General features: G+C 67.3%; 15 protein-coding genes. 7 read left to right on the top strand and 8 right to left on the bottom strand.

From position 1 onward, the window contains the following. Window positions 1–46: 46 nt before the first annotated feature. The 4 genes from C4N9_RS19885 to pcaD all read right to left on the bottom strand — a co-directional run bounded on the left by C4N9_RS19885 (window position 47) and on the right by pcaD (window position 4790). Window positions 47–1135, bottom strand: coding sequence for a polyamine ABC transporter substrate-binding protein (locus C4N9_RS19885; protein ID WP_109535119.1), 1089 nt, complete (start codon window positions 1133–1135; stop codon window positions 47–49). 257 nt (window positions 1136–1392) lie between these two features. Further along, window positions 1393–2697 (bottom strand): NAD(P)H-dependent oxidoreductase, encoded by a 1305-nt coding sequence (locus C4N9_RS19890; protein ID WP_109535092.1) that lies wholly within the window; start codon window positions 2695–2697, stop codon window positions 1393–1395. A gap of 16 nt (window positions 2698–2713) precedes the next feature. Then, entirely contained in the window at window positions 2714–3916 is a 1203-nt protein-coding gene (locus C4N9_RS19895; RefSeq protein WP_109535093.1) for a TCR/Tet family MFS transporter, read from the bottom strand. Between the two features lie 70 nt (window positions 3917–3986). Further along, window positions 3987–4790, bottom strand: a complete 804-nt coding sequence (gene pcaD / locus C4N9_RS19900; RefSeq protein ID WP_109535094.1) for a 3-oxoadipate enol-lactonase — start codon at window positions 4788–4790, stop codon at window positions 3987–3989. 137 nt (window positions 4791–4927) lie between these two features. Between pcaD and C4N9_RS19905 the strand changes: the two genes are divergently transcribed. After that, window positions 4928–5503 (top strand): nitroreductase family protein, encoded by a 576-nt coding sequence (locus tag C4N9_RS19905; RefSeq protein WP_109535095.1) that lies wholly within the window; start codon window positions 4928–4930, stop codon window positions 5501–5503. Continuing rightward, on the top strand, window positions 5503–6189 hold the full coding sequence (locus C4N9_RS19910; protein WP_425440808.1) for an EI24 domain-containing protein: 687 nt from the start codon (window positions 5503–5505) through the stop codon (window positions 6187–6189). The genes C4N9_RS19905 and C4N9_RS19910 overlap by 1 nt, the downstream gene beginning before the upstream one ends. Window positions 6190–6208: 19 nt before the next feature. On the opposite strand, the gene C4N9_RS19915 is transcribed toward C4N9_RS19910, so the two are convergent. Continuing rightward, window positions 6209–6490 carry a DUF1467 family protein gene (locus C4N9_RS19915; RefSeq protein WP_342748832.1) on the bottom strand — a complete coding sequence of 94 codons (282 nt, stop codon included), beginning with the start codon at window positions 6488–6490 and terminating at the stop codon, window positions 6209–6211. Then, window positions 6487–6891, bottom strand: a complete 405-nt coding sequence (gene mce, locus C4N9_RS19920; protein ID WP_109535121.1) for a methylmalonyl-CoA epimerase — start codon at window positions 6889–6891, stop codon at window positions 6487–6489. Before mce ends, C4N9_RS19915 begins: the two co-directional genes overlap by 4 nt. 142 nt (window positions 6892–7033) lie before the next feature. On the opposite strand from mce, the gene C4N9_RS19925 reads away from it, so the two are divergent. Next, window positions 7034–7756, top strand: coding sequence for a response regulator (locus tag C4N9_RS19925; protein ID WP_109535097.1), 723 nt, complete (start codon window positions 7034–7036; stop codon window positions 7754–7756). A 256-nt stretch (window positions 7757–8012) separates the two neighbouring features. Here C4N9_RS19925 and C4N9_RS19930 read toward each other — a convergent pair whose 3' ends face one another. Together C4N9_RS19930 and C4N9_RS19935 are read right to left on the bottom strand one after the other, a co-directional pair. After that, window positions 8013–8801 carry an RlmE family RNA methyltransferase gene (locus C4N9_RS19930; protein ID WP_109535098.1) on the bottom strand — a complete coding sequence of 263 codons (789 nt, stop codon included), beginning with the start codon at window positions 8799–8801 and terminating at the stop codon, window positions 8013–8015. 34 nt (window positions 8802–8835) lie between these two features. Next, window positions 8836–9987 (bottom strand): Ppx/GppA phosphatase family protein, encoded by a 1152-nt coding sequence (locus tag C4N9_RS19935; RefSeq protein ID WP_109535099.1) that lies wholly within the window; start codon window positions 9985–9987, stop codon window positions 8836–8838. A 320-nt stretch (window positions 9988–10307) separates the two neighbouring features. Here C4N9_RS19935 and C4N9_RS19940 point away from each other — a divergent pair, with 320 nt between their 5' ends. The 4 genes from C4N9_RS19940 (at window position 10308) to C4N9_RS19955 (ending at window position 13504) form a co-directional block, all read left to right on the top strand. After that, entirely contained in the window at window positions 10308–11009 is a 702-nt protein-coding gene (locus tag C4N9_RS19940) for an outer membrane protein (protein ID WP_109535100.1), read from the top strand. A 280-nt stretch (window positions 11010–11289) separates the two neighbouring features. Continuing rightward, window positions 11290–11955: an outer membrane protein gene (locus tag C4N9_RS19945; protein WP_109535101.1), complete on the top strand. Its 666-nt coding sequence runs from the start codon at window positions 11290–11292 to the stop codon at window positions 11953–11955. A gap of 297 nt (window positions 11956–12252) precedes the next feature. Continuing rightward, window positions 12253–12573, top strand: coding sequence for a virulence factor (locus C4N9_RS19950; RefSeq protein ID WP_109535102.1), 321 nt, complete (start codon window positions 12253–12255; stop codon window positions 12571–12573). Window positions 12574–12589: 16 nt separating this feature from the next. Beyond that, window positions 12590–13504: a methylenetetrahydrofolate reductase gene (locus tag C4N9_RS19955; RefSeq protein ID WP_109535122.1), complete on the top strand. Its 915-nt coding sequence runs from the start codon at window positions 12590–12592 to the stop codon at window positions 13502–13504. Window positions 13505–13511: the final 7 nt, after the last annotated feature.

Below are 13511 nucleotides of genomic sequence, written 5' to 3' on the forward strand. Positions count from 1 at the left end.
CGCCCGCCTTGGCGGACGGGGCCGGTTCCGGCAACGGCCCGCGGCCTTACTGGCCCGTGCGCACGCCGGTCCAGAGCCGCGAGATCACGCGGTCCACGCGCGAGCCATAGGTCACGGCGGTGAACAGGCGGTCCATCACTTCGTCGGTCGGGAAAATCGCGGGATCCGAAGTGATCTCCTCGTCCACCATCGGCACCGACGCCTCGTTGGCATTGGCGTACCAGACATAGTTGGTGATCTCGGCGATGACGTCGGGCTCCATCAGGTAGTTGATGAAGGCATGGGCGTTTTCGACATTGGGCGCGTCCTCGGGGACGGCCAGCATGTCGAACCAGACGAGCGCGCCCTCTTTCGGGATCGCGTACCACACGTTCACGCCGCGATCGGCCTCGGCCGCGCGGTCAGCGGCCTGGAACACGTCGCCCGACCAGCCCACCGAGACGCAGGTTTCACCGTTGGCGAGGTCCGAGATGTATTGCGACGAGTGGAAATACCGGACGTATTCGCGCACCGAGCCCAGCAACTCGGCGGCGGCTTCCAGATCCTCGGTCTCGCGCGATTGCGGGTCGCGGCCCAGATAGGCCAGCGCGGCGGGGAACATCTCGGTCGGGGCGTCGAGGAAGCTGATACCGCAATCAGCGACCTGCGCGGCGATTTCGGGATCGAAGACCAGCGACCAGCTGTCGACCTCGTAATCCTCGCCCAGACGCTCGGCGATCATGTCGATATTGTAGCCGATGCCGGTGGTGCCCCACATGTAGATCACGGCATGTTCGTTCTCGGGATCGAACGAGGCCGCTTCGGCCATCAGGTCCGCATCCATGTTGGACGCGTTGGGCAGCAGGTCGTAATTCAGCGGCTGATAGACGCCTGCGGCGATCTGGCGGGCCATGAAATCGGCGGTGGGCACGACGATATCGTACCCCGTGGCACCGGCCATCAGGCGGGCTTCCAGCGTTTCGTTCGAATCGTAGACATCGACGGTGACGTCGACATCGTATTCCTCGGCAAAGCGTTCGATGGCCGCGTCGGTGATGTAATCCGACCAGATATACAGGTTCAGGCTGCCTTCGGCCTGGGCCACCGCCGGAACGGTCATGCCGAGTGCCGCCGCAGCGAGGATCGAGCGTTTCATCATAGTCTCCCTGTTCTTGGCCATTTGGGGCCGTCTTGTGAACGAGGCGCCACGATCACAAGACCGCCCCCCGTTTCGGTCAGTCTAGACACGGGCAGAGCGTTGCGTCCAGAGCGCCTGTTGATGCGTGTTTCCATCACCCTGACGGGATTTGATCAAAACTCAAGCCCGAATGCCAGACGCAGCCCGGGCGCCGCTGCCGCAGGCGGGCCAGCGGCGGCCCTGCCTGATCGGCGGGCAGTTCTGCGATGCCCGTCTCAGCCCGTGCGTTCGGCGATCATCTGGCGCCGCAGCCGCACGCCGGTCATCGATTCGTCCAGCGCGACATCCGCCATGCCCAGCACCTCTCCGCGCGCCAGGTCGCGCGTCACCGGCACCCGGTGCGCCAGCCCGATGGGCAGAAGCTGCCGCGCCGCCGAGACCTCGGCGGGACAGGCGCGGCCCCAGACAGTGTAGCCCCCTTCCCCGTCCAGGATCTCGCCCGCCTTAAGGTCGCGCTTGGCCACGGCCACCGCGTCCCCACGCCACGCGCGGGTCTGGCCCGTGGCCTCGCCCCTCAGCGCGGCGGACAGGACGCTGACCGACAGTTCCATGCCGATCAGGTGGAAGGGCTTGTACATCGCCGCGTATTGCCCCGTCTCGTCGGTAGGCAGGCCGTATTGGCGAAAACAGGCGGCCGCGTAATCGTTCTGCGCCCTCATCACCACGTAGACGCCCCAGCGCAGGTCCCGAAACACCGGCCGCCCGTCGCGTTCGAGCGACGACACGACCTCGGCCAGACCCGCGCGTTCCAGCTGCCCCCCGACGCTGCGCGGACGCAGGATGCGGGCCAGATCGTCGACGCCGCAGGGCGGGAACGCCAGGCCCCCGGCCGGTACGTCCAGCAAGCAGGCATTGGCGATGGCCGACATTTCGATGGCGGATTTCGTGCCGTCGAGAAAGCTGTTGAACATCTGCGGGTTCATCCCCGCCGCGGCGGCCTCGGCGGGGGTGAGGCCGTAATGCGTCCAGACATCGTCGGGCGTGACATGGTGGTAAAGCGGCAGGTATTTCGTCCCCTTCCCCGCCGCCGTGACCTCGAACCCCGTGGCGCGCGCCCAGTCGACCAGTTCGCTTACCAAGGCGGGCTGATCGCCATAGGCCATGGAATAGACGAGCCCCGCCTTGCGCGCCTGTTCGGCCAGAACGGGACCGGCCAGCACATCGGCCTCGACATTGACCATCACCACATGCCGCCCGGCATCGAGCGCGGCGCGGGCGTGGTTCAGGCCCGGTTCGGGCGCGCCGGTGGCCTCGATCACCACGTCGAGCGGCTGGCGAACAAGGTCCAGCCCGTCATCGGTGAAAACGGTGGCGGCGATGCGTTCGGCGCTCCACCCCACGGTGCGGCAGGCAGCGCGGGCGCGGTCGGGGTCCAGATCGGCGATATGGGTCACGCTGAGCCCCGCGATATGCGGCACCTGCGCCAGGAACATCGAGCCGAATTTCCCCGCGCCGATCAGGCCGGCGCGGACGGGTTTTCCGGCATCGGCGCGCGCGGCGGCCCGTGATGACAGGTTCATGCGTTCCTCCTTCTGATCAGGCGCGCGCCGGGCGCCGGTGCAACAGCCAGAGCGCGGCCAGGTTGAGCATGGCGGGGATCACGAAGACCATGCCCGGCAGGTCCAGGATGGCCCCGTCGCCGGCGAAGCGCGCGAAGACCTGCGTGTAGATCACCGGCCCGGCGATCATTCCCACGGCATGGAGCGAAGACAGCGCGCCCTGCAATTCGCCCTGCTGGCTGGCCTCGGCCCGGTCCGACATCTCGGCCCTGAGCGCGGGCATGACCAGCCCGGTCATCGCCGAGACCGGGATCAGCGCCAGCGTCAGCGCGCCGCTGTCGATCACCACCAGCCCGCTGAACGACACGGCACCCGCGACCATGCCCAGTGTCATGGTCCGGGTCCGACCCAGCCGGGCGATGGCGGGGCGGATCAGCGCCCCCTGCACCAGCACGGCGCAGGCGCCGTAATAGGCCAGCGACAGGCCGGTCATCCCGGGCGACCAGCCGAAGCGGGCGGTGACGAAATAGGCCCAGACGACGGGGTAGACGATAAAGGCGAATTCGAACGCGGTGTAGATCGCCAGATCGCGCCCCAACCCGGGCAATTTGCCCAGCGCGCGGAACGTGCCGAATGGATTGGCGCGGCGCCAGTCGAAGGGGCGGCGATGCTCGGGGCGCAGGGATTCGCGCATCACCAGCGCGCCGAAGCCCAGATTGACCAGCGTCACGGCCGCCGCGGCCAGGAACGGCGCGCGGGTGCCGTATTCGGCCAGCATCCCGCCGATTGCCGGGCCCAGAACGAAGCCCATGCCATAGGCCGCACCGACCAGCCCGAAGCGCTGCGCCTTTTGCTGCGGCGTCGAGATATCGGCGATGAAGGCGGTGGCCGTGGAATAGGTGGCCGAGGTCATGCCATTGAAAAGCCGCGCGAAAAACAACAGCCAGATGGTGCCTGCCAGCGCCAGCACCAGGTAATCGGCGGCCAGCATGGAAAGCGAAATCAACAGCACCGGCTTGCGCCCGAAACGGTCGCTGAGATTGCCCAGCACCGGGCCGAACAGGAATTGCATGACCGCGAAACCGCCGGTCATCATCCCGCCCCAGAGCGCGGCATGGGCCAGGTCCTCGCCCGTGACCTCGCGCAGGAGGTCGGGCATCACCGGCATGATCAACCCGAAGCCAATCGCGTCCAGCGTCAGCGTGATCAGGATGAAGACGACGGGCAGCGCGGGCCGCATTCGTCTGACTTAGAAGTTATCAAACGTCAGACAGGGGCAATCCGCCGCTTTCTTCCGTTCATACTGACACTTATTCAACATTTACCTCCAGATGTCCGGTTTCCTTGATGAACCGGGACAGAAGCGCGGCATAGGCGTCGGGCTGATCCACGCAGGGCAGATGCCCCGCGCCCCGGATCAGTTCGAACCTTGCCCCCGGCACAAGCTCGGCGGTCTCGCGGACCAGGTCGGGCGGCGTCGATCCGTCCTCGGATCCCGCGATGGCCAGCAGCGGCAGCCGCAGCCCCGATGTGGGCGTGTAGAAATCCGTCCCCGAAATCGCGTGGCAGCAGCCGAGATACCCCTCGAAGGGCGTGCGCGTCACCATGTTGCGCCAGCCCCGCGCAGCGTCCGATTGCCGGTACGCCTTGGCGAACCAGCGCTCCAGCGTGGCATCGGCCAGCCCCTCGATCCCGGTTTCGTGCAATTGCGCGATGCGCTGCGCCCAGACATCGGGGTTGCCGATCTTGGCCGCGGTGTTCGACACGACCAGCGCGCGCACCAGATCCAGACGCTTCACCGCCAGCCCCTGCGCCACCAGCCCGCCGATGGAGAGCCCCACGACCAGCGCGTCGCGCATCCCCACATGCGCCATAAGCCGCTCGGCGTCGCGCACGAGCGCTCCCATGGAATAAGGCGCGGGCGGTGCATCCGACAGGCCATGGCCCCGCAGCGAATAGCGCAGGATCCGCAGCCCCTTCGGCAAGAGTGGCACCAGAGCGTCCCAAAGCCGCAGGTCCGTGCCCAGCGCGTGGATCAGCACCACGGGCGCGCCCCCGGGGTCACCGTCCAGCTGATAATGCAGGCGAAGATCGCCCAGATCGGCCATGAGCATCGGCACCTCCCTGTCCGGCGCCAGTGTCGACGCTTTCGCGCGACGCGGCAAGGGCCGGAAAACCCTGCCGTTACGGGTTGCATCCGGCCCCGGAAATCGCACATTCAGCGCAACATGACAGCCCGGAAGGTTCCCCGATGACGCATTCCAACCCGGTGATGGATTTCCTGCTCACCCGCCGTTCGCGCCCCGCGGGCGCCCTGAAGGCCCCCGCGCCCGAAGGCCCGGCGCTCAACACGTTGCTGACCGCCGCGACCCGCGTGCCCGATCACGGCGCGCTGGTGCCGTGGCGGCTGATGGTCCTGGAAGCGCCCGCGCGCCTGCGGCTGGCGGCACTGGTCCGTGAACGCGGGCCGGTCCTGGGCATCGACCCCGCCAAGATCGAGAAATCGGCGGCAAGCTGGGAAAACGCGCCGCTGATCGTGGCCGTCGTGGCCTCGCCCGTCCCGTCCGAGAAGGCGCCGGAGCTCGAGCAGCTTCTGTCGGCCGGCGCGGTCTGCGTGAGCCTTGTGAACGCCGCGCTCGCCTCGGGCTGGGGGGCCGCGTGGATCACCGGCTGGGCGGCCTTCGACCGGGTATTCGTGGAACAGGGGCTGGCGCTTGAACCGCACGAACAGATCGCGGGATTCGTGCATCTGGGCACCTGCGACACGGCCCCCGCCGAACGGCCGCGCCCCGACCTGTCGGCCATCGTCTCGCGGGTCGGCGCATGATTTTCGGGGCAATCTTCAAGGCGCTGGGTCAGTTCGACGACCCGCGCTTCCGCCGCGTTGTCCTCCTGGGGCTGGGCCTGACCCTTCTATTACTGGTGGCGCTCTATGCCGCGCTGGTAACGCTGATCCAGTTTTTCGTGCCCGACACGTTCAGCCTGCCCTGGATCGGCGAGATCGGCGGCGTGGACACGGTGCTGTCGCTGGCCTCGGTCCCGCTGATGCTGATCCTGTCGGTGTTCCTGATGGTGCCCGTGGCCTCGGCCTTTACCGGCATCTTTCTTGATACCGTGGCCGATGCGGTCGAGGCGCGGCACTATCCCGGCCTGCCCCCGGCCAGCGAGGCCGGGATCTGGGAGACCCTTGTGGATTCGCTGCGCTATTTCGGGCTGTTGGTCGCGCTGAACCTCGTCGGTCTGATCATCGTGATCTTCACTGCGGGGCTGGGCTTCCTGGTATTCTGGGCGATCAACGGGTTCCTGCTGTCGCGCGAATACTTCACCATGGTCGCCCTGCGTCGGATGTCGGCCGAGGACGCGCACCGGATGCGGCGGGCGAATTTCGGCACGCTGTGGCTCGCGGGGATACTGTTCGCGATCCCGCTGAGCGTGCCGGTCCTGAACCTGTTCGTGCCGGTCTTCGGCGTGGCGGCCTTCACCCACCTGTTTCACCGCATCGCGATGCGGTGAAACGGCGATCCAAGGGACGTCAGACGCCCATCATCCAGCGGTGGAACACGTCGACATCCTCGATCGTGATCCAGCCTGAGACGATGATCCCGGCCACGACGACCCAGACGATCGAGCCGAAAATCGTCGCCATCAGGAACTTGCGACCGATATTCAGGTTGGCGGGCGCGGATTCGGGCGTGCCTGCGACCACCGCGCCGGCCTCTCCCTGTGTTTTCAGCCGCAGCGGCAGGACGACCAGCAGCGTCAGGAACCAGATGAAGGCGTAGAGAACGAAGGCCGAGACGGGGTTGATCATCATACCTGCTCCAGTTCCACGAGGCAGCCGTTGAAATCCTTGGGGTGCAGGAACAGCACCGGCTTGCCATGGGCGCCGATCTTCGGCTCGCCCGTGCCCAGAACGCGCGCGCCCTCGGCCTTCAGCTTGTCGCGCGCGGCGAGGATATCCTCGACCTCGTAGCAGATATGGTGAATGCCGCCCGCCGGGTTCTTGTCCAGAAACCCCTGGATCGGGCTGTTCTCGCCCAGCGGATACAGCAATTCGATCTTGGTATTGGGCAGGGTGATGAAGACGACCGTCACGCCGTGATCGGGTTCGTCCTGCGGCGCGCCGACATCGGCGCCCAGCGTGTTGGCGTATTGCGCCGCCGCGGCTTGAAGATCCGGCACGGCGATGGCGACGTGGTTCAGGCGTCCGATCATGGCTTCCCCCTTGGTGCTTGCGCGTTTCATGGCCCCCCGGCGCGCAGAAAGCAAGCGACGCGAGGCCGCAGGCGCTTAAGCCTTCGTGAACCAAAGAGGCGCAGAATGGGGGCATGACGGAGCCACAGACAGCAGGTGCCCGATGCCCGAACCCCGCCTTCCCGATGCCCCCGCTTTGCCGCCGCTGACCGGGCTGACCCGCCCCGCGCCCGGGTTTGCCTGCCCCCCTCGGCTGATGCTTCTGGTCGAGGACAGCCGCGTCGCCGCCGAGGCGGTGCGCCTGATCTGCCGTCGCATCGGCATCCGCCTGCGCCGCGCCGAATCGCTGGCCCACGCGGCGATGCATCTGCGCGTCTACCGGCCCGATATCGTGCTGGTCGATCCGGGCCTGCCCGACGGGTCGGGGCTGGACCTGATCGCGCGGCTGGCCTCGGCGCGGATGCGGCCCTCGCGGCTGGTCGGTGTCAGCGGGGACGCGGCGATGGAAGGGCCGGTCATGGCGGCGGGCGCGGATGCGTTCCTGCTCAAGCCGGTGAGCGTGGCGCAGCATCTGGCGGCGATGACCGGCGAGCTTGCGCCGCGGCTGGCGGCGCAGGACGGGGTCGAGGAGGACGGCCTGCCCACGCGCAATGCCGGCGCCGATCCGCTGGCGCTGCGCGACGATCTGCGCCGGGTGCGCGACCTTCTGGCCGAGGGCGCGGATCCGGCGAGGCTGCGTTACGCGGGACAATTCCTGGCCTCGGTCGCGCAGGCATTGCCCGATCGCGGGCTGGCCCACGCCGCCCTGTCCGCATCGCGCGACGGCGACAGCGCGCGGATCCGCGCGCTGGTGACCCGGACCGAAGGCGAGAGCGCCGCGTTCTGACGGGGTGATCTGCGGGGCGTCGCGGGGTCCCCGCCGGAAAGACGGGACCGAGGCGCGAGGCGGATATTCCGGGATCTTCTGGGACGGACGATGCGCCGACAGGCGCGCTAACGGGGGGCGCGGCGCTGTGCAATGGCGTCACGGCCCGGCTCGGTCGCCTGCAGAACCGGCGGACCGGGCGGGAAAAAGCCAAAGGCGATAGTCGCGGGCACCGACCGACAGACACGCCCCGGTTCGGCGCCCCTGCCCGTCGCCTTTATTCCTCGTCCTGCGGATCGGGCAGCGGGTCGCTGCGTGGATCGTCGTCCGCTTGGTCCGGCCGGCCGCGGAAGCCCAGCGCGACCACGTATTTCTCGGAGCTGTCGGCACGGCTGGCGGGCGGTTTGACGTTGTGCACCTTGGTGAAGTTCTGCTTGAGAAGCTGCTGCAGCTCGCCCTCGGCCCCGCCGGCGAGCACCTTGGCCACGAAGGTGCCGCCCTCGGACAGCACGTCGAAGGCGAAATGCGCCGCGTGTTCGCACAACGCCATGATGCGCAGGTGGTCGGTCTGCTTGTGCCCCGAGGCCGAGGCCGCCATGTCCGACATCACCACGTCCGCCTGCCCCGCAAGCCAGCCCTTCACCTTGTCGTCCGCGCCATCCTCGAGGAAATCGAGCACATAAGCCTCGGCCCCGGCGAGCGGCTCGACCTCTTGCAGGTCGACGCCCAGCACCGTGCCCACGCGCTTGCCCTTCTTCTCGCCCAGCGCGTTGACGCGCACCACCGCGACCTGCAGCCAGCCGCCGGGCGCGCAGCCCAGATCGACGACCCGCGCGCCGGGGACGAGGAAGCGGAACTTGTCGTCGAGTTCCAGAAGCTTGAAGGCCGCGCGGCCGCGATAGCCCTCGCGCCGCGCGCGGGCGACATAGGGATCGTTGAGCTGCCGCTCCAGCCAGCGGGTCGAGCTGAGCCGCCGTCCCTTGGCGGTCTTCACCTTGACCTTCAGGTCGCGCTGCCCGCGCCCCGAGGTGTTCTTCGTGCCGCCCTTCGATGGGGGTTTCGCCATGGCCCGTCCTTTCCCGATCCCAGAGGGTCCCGTGTCACAGGCGCGTCAGCACGCCGTCGCGCGTCATCTGCGCGTAGAGCAGCCCCTCGCGCAACCCGCGATCGGCCACCGACATCACATCGGTGGGCCAGACCCGCATCAGCGCCTGCAGAATGGCCGCGCCCGACATGATCAGCCCGTGACGCTCGCGCCCGATGCGCGGATCGCTGCGCCGCCCTTCGGGGCCCAGCGCCAGGTAATCGCGGATCACCTTGTCGATCTGCGCCGAGGTCATCCGCAGCCCGTCGACCTTGTTGCGGTCATAGCGGCGCAGGCCCAGATACGAGGCCGCCACCGTCGTCACCGTCCCCGATGTGCCGATGATCTGGAACCCGTCGCGCGGCGCGGGGTTCTGATAGGGCGAAAAATCGTGGAGCTGTTCCTCGAAATGCCAGGACATCAGCGCGAAGCGGGCGGCGTCGTCCTCGACATCGGTGAATTGCTCGCGCAGCGTCGCCACGCCCAGCGGCACGCTGATCCAGTCGACGACCCGCGCGGCGCCCTTGGCGCGCGGGTTCAAGGTCTCGGACCGCAGGCCCAGCTTCACCGCCAGGATCGCCCGGCGGCGGTCTTCATGCGGCACGTCGGCGAGGTCGATCCACACAAGCTCGGTCGAGCCGCCGCCGATATCGATGACCAGCAATTGCTCGGTCTCCGAGGCGACCAGCGGCGCGCAGGAGATGACGGCGAGCCGCGCCTCTTCCTCGGCCGGGATGATTTCCAGCCTCAGGCCGGTCTCGCGCTGGATCTTGCGGATGAACTCGGCCGAGTTGCGCGCCCGCCGGCAGGCTTCGGTCGCCACCAGCCGCATGTTCGACACCGAATGATCGTCGAGCTTGCGGCGGCAGATCCTGAGCGCCTGCACGGTGCGCGCCATCGGCCCGTGACCCAGCCGCCCGGTGCTTTCCAGCCCCGTGCCCAGCTCGACCGCACGCGAGAAACTGTCCACCACTTCGAATTGCGCGCCTTTGGGCCGCGCAATGAGCATGCGACAGGAATTGGTCCCCAGATCGAGGGCCGCGTACAACCCCTTCTCGCCGGACCCTGTTTGGCGCTTCGGCTCTTGTCCGCCCGGAAACCGCGCACGCTTTGGCGGTCTCGACGTTCTCGGATGCGCCGCCGCGCCTGCGGGACGCTCGGGCGTCATGGCCGCCCTCCATTTCGTGTTGATCCGACCTTATTGCGCACAGCCCTCCGGCGCAAGCGGCTTGCATCCGCAACGACGCCCCGGATGCCCCCGGAATCGCCCTGTATCCCCATGGAACTGACGGCTTTTTCCGTGGCGTCAACGCCTTCGGAAAGGCGATACCGAGGACCGGAAACACGCTGGGATTGCACAATCGCGTGCGCGTGCGCGGGCAGCTGTTTGTCGGGGCCCGGCACCGCGCTATATTCAGGTCAAACGCCGTGGCCCTGCGCGGCACACCTCGCCTGCTTCTTCGTCATCCGCTCTTTGCCGGAGGTCCCATGCGCCATCATATCGCTCCCCTGATCGCCACGGCCCTGTTCGCAGGGCTGCCTTTGACGGCCGCGCAAGCGACGGGTCCGGTCACGGTCTATGAAACGCCCGCCGAGATCGTCAGCCCGCCCATGGCCCGCGCCTATGACTGGTCCGGCGGCTCTATCGGGTTGCGCGTCGGGGCATCCTTTGGCGAGAATTTCTGGGGTGAGCGCGGGCTCGGCCTGGCCAGCACGCCGGGCGACTGGGACGGCACGCCGTTCGGCCTGAGCGCGGGCTATGACCTGCAAAGCGGCGGTTTGGTCTATGGCGCGGCCATCGATTATACCGGCGGCGAGTTGATCGCGGGCTCGACCGGCAATGCGGGCTTCGGCTGCGCCGGCGGCACCTGCGAGACGCGGGTCGACAACCAGTTGGCGATCCGAGGCCGCGTTGGCGTCGCGATGGACCGGACGCTGTTCTACGCCACAGCAGGTCTTGCCAGCGGCGAGGCGCGCGGGCAGGCCGTCGTGACCAACGGATCGGACCGGCTGATCGGCTGGACGGCGGGTCTGGGCGTCGAGCACGCGCTGAGCGACAATTTCTCGGTCAATCTGGAATATCTCTATACGGATCTGGGCCGGCTGGAATTGCCGAATGCCTGCGCGACCGATTGCTACACGGATGTGGATTACGGCACGTTGCGGGTGGGCGCACAGTTCCGGTTCTGACATCGCCTCGCCTTGGCTCTGCCCTGTTGAAACGCTGACACCCCGCTCCCTTTGCGCGCGGCCAACCAGTCCGCTGCGACGCAGCATCGGACCAGTTGCGTTTTCAAGTCCCTGCCCGATCACGACCGCGTGGCATTCAGGGCCTGAGCGACAAGGCGCCAAGCGGAACACCGCGCGCGGACCGGCCCGACACAAAATCGGGGGAACCTCTCGGCGATAAACGCGTTATCTGGCCATACACGAAGCCAACGTGCTTCAGGGAAACGACGGGAGTAATCCGATGAAAACCCTTATTGCTACTGCTGCGGCCGCGACGGCTGCCACCTCGATCCTCGCCACCACCGCGCTCGCTTCGGGCCCGGTCGCGCCGCAACCGTATGTTCCGCCGGTTGTCGCTGCTCCTGTGGCTTCCTACGACTGGACCGGCGCCTATGTCGGTGGCGGTCTGACCTATGGCCGGATGGGCATGGATACCAACGGCGCTCTGCCCAGCTACCCGGATGCGACGGGCCTCGGCCTCAGCGCCATCGGCGGCTACAACTGGCAGAGCGGCAACATGGTCTATGGTGCCGAAGTCGCGCTCGACTTCTCGGAGCGTGACGGCACGGGCGATTGCGGCATTGCCGGCAACACCTGCGAAAGCTTCGCCAACCACCAGGCCTCGATCCGGGGTCGCGTGGGTTACGCGATGGGCTCGTCGCTGATGTTCGCGACGCTGGGTTATGCCACCGATTCGCGCAGCGTCACCACCACGGGCTTCGGCTCGGACGGCGCGCGCTATAACGGCGCCGTGGTCGGCGTCGGCTATGAGCAGGCCATCGCTGGCGGCGACTGGACCGTTCGCGGCGACCTGGAATACTATTTCTATGGCGACGAGACGTTGAACGGCGTCACCACCAACGGCGATTCGAGCCTGGTGCGTCTGTCGGTGATGCGCCGCTTCTGATCGGCCGCCGACCCGTTGCAACAGTGACAGATGCCCGCCCCGGTCCGTCCGGGGCGGGCATTGTCGTATCCGGGGTCGTCTGCGGGTCGCGTTCCTGTCCGGCTCACATTGATGGTGAAAATTATTCACGGACCTGCCGGTGGCCAGCCCGCATCCCCGAGGGTAACAATCGGGTCGCAACTCATCGCGTAGCGGTCGAAAACGGTGCGGTGAGTGCAGCGGATTCCGGCGACAAGGCGGAACCTTCGTCCCCTGGCCCCTGGGGCCTTCGCACTGGATCTGAGAAAGGATCTCGGCATGACCGACGCGCCCGTCCATCCCGTCACCATCGTCTTCTGGCGCGATATTCCCGCGCAGGTCATCGTCGGCAAGGGCCGGCGCGGCGCCAAGGTGCAATTGTCCGAACGCTTCGAACAGGCCATCGACCGCTGCGCGATGAAGGTCGGCGCGCGCGACACCGATTCCTATCTGGCCGAATGGCGCAAAGCCGACCCCTATGATGTCGCTGGCGAACAGGAACAGGTCGCCCGCGCCGAGGCCCAGCGGCTGGAAGAAACCTATGACGGCGACAGGATCAAGGCGCTGATCGCCAATGACGGGTGGGACGCGCGTGGCTAATCTCTGGGAGAAACTGATGGCTCTGTTCCCCTTCGGCCGCAAGGCTGCCCCCTCGGCCTCGGGTTCGGCCGCTCTCGAGCATTTCCTCGATGGCTTCTCCATCGAAGTGATGCCGCGCACCGCCGAGAAGGTCGAGGATTTCCGCGCCCTGCTGCCCGCCGGCACGCGCGTCTACATCGCCCATATCGAAGGCACCCCGATCGAGGACATGGTCGCGACCGCGAAGCGTCTGCGTGAAGAAGGCTTCGAGCCGATGCCGCATTTCCCCGCGCGCATCATCAAGGACAAGGCCACGCTGACCGACTGGGTCGCGCGCTATCAGGGCGAAGCGGCGGTCAAGCAGGCGCTGATGCTGGCGGGCGGCGTGGCCCAACCGCATGGCGATTACCATTCCTCGATGCAGCTTCTGGAATCGGGCGCGTTCGACGGGTTCGAGCGTCTGCACGTCGCCGGTCACCCCGAGGGCAACAAGGACATCGATCTGGACGGCACCGACAAGATGGTGATGGAAGCGGCGCTGTGGAAACAGGCGTTTTCCGAGCGCACCGATGCCAAGATGGCGATGGCCACGCAGTTCTGTTTCGATGCCGGTCCGGTGATCCGGTGGGTCGACGGTCTGCGCGAGGCGGGCGTGAACCTGCCCGTGCATATCGGCGTCGCCGGCCCTGCCAAGCTGCAGACGCTGATCAAGTTCGCCATTGCCTGCGGCGTCGGCCCGTCGCTGAAGGTGCTGCAGAAACGCGCGATGGACGTGTCGAAGCTGCTGCTGCCTTACGAGCCCGACGAGTTCCTGACGCAACTGGCCGAACACAAGGCCGCGAACCCGGACTTCGGCATCGAGGCCGTGCACTTCTTCCCGCTGGGCGGCATCAAGACCAATGCCGAATGGACGCAACGCCACGGGCAACGCCCGGTCAGCGCCGCCGCCTGAGGATTCC

Origin of the sequence: Pararhodobacter marinus (assembly GCF_003122215.1) — a bacterium.
Lineage (GTDB): Bacteria > Pseudomonadota > Alphaproteobacteria > Rhodobacterales > Rhodobacteraceae > Pararhodobacter > Pararhodobacter marinus.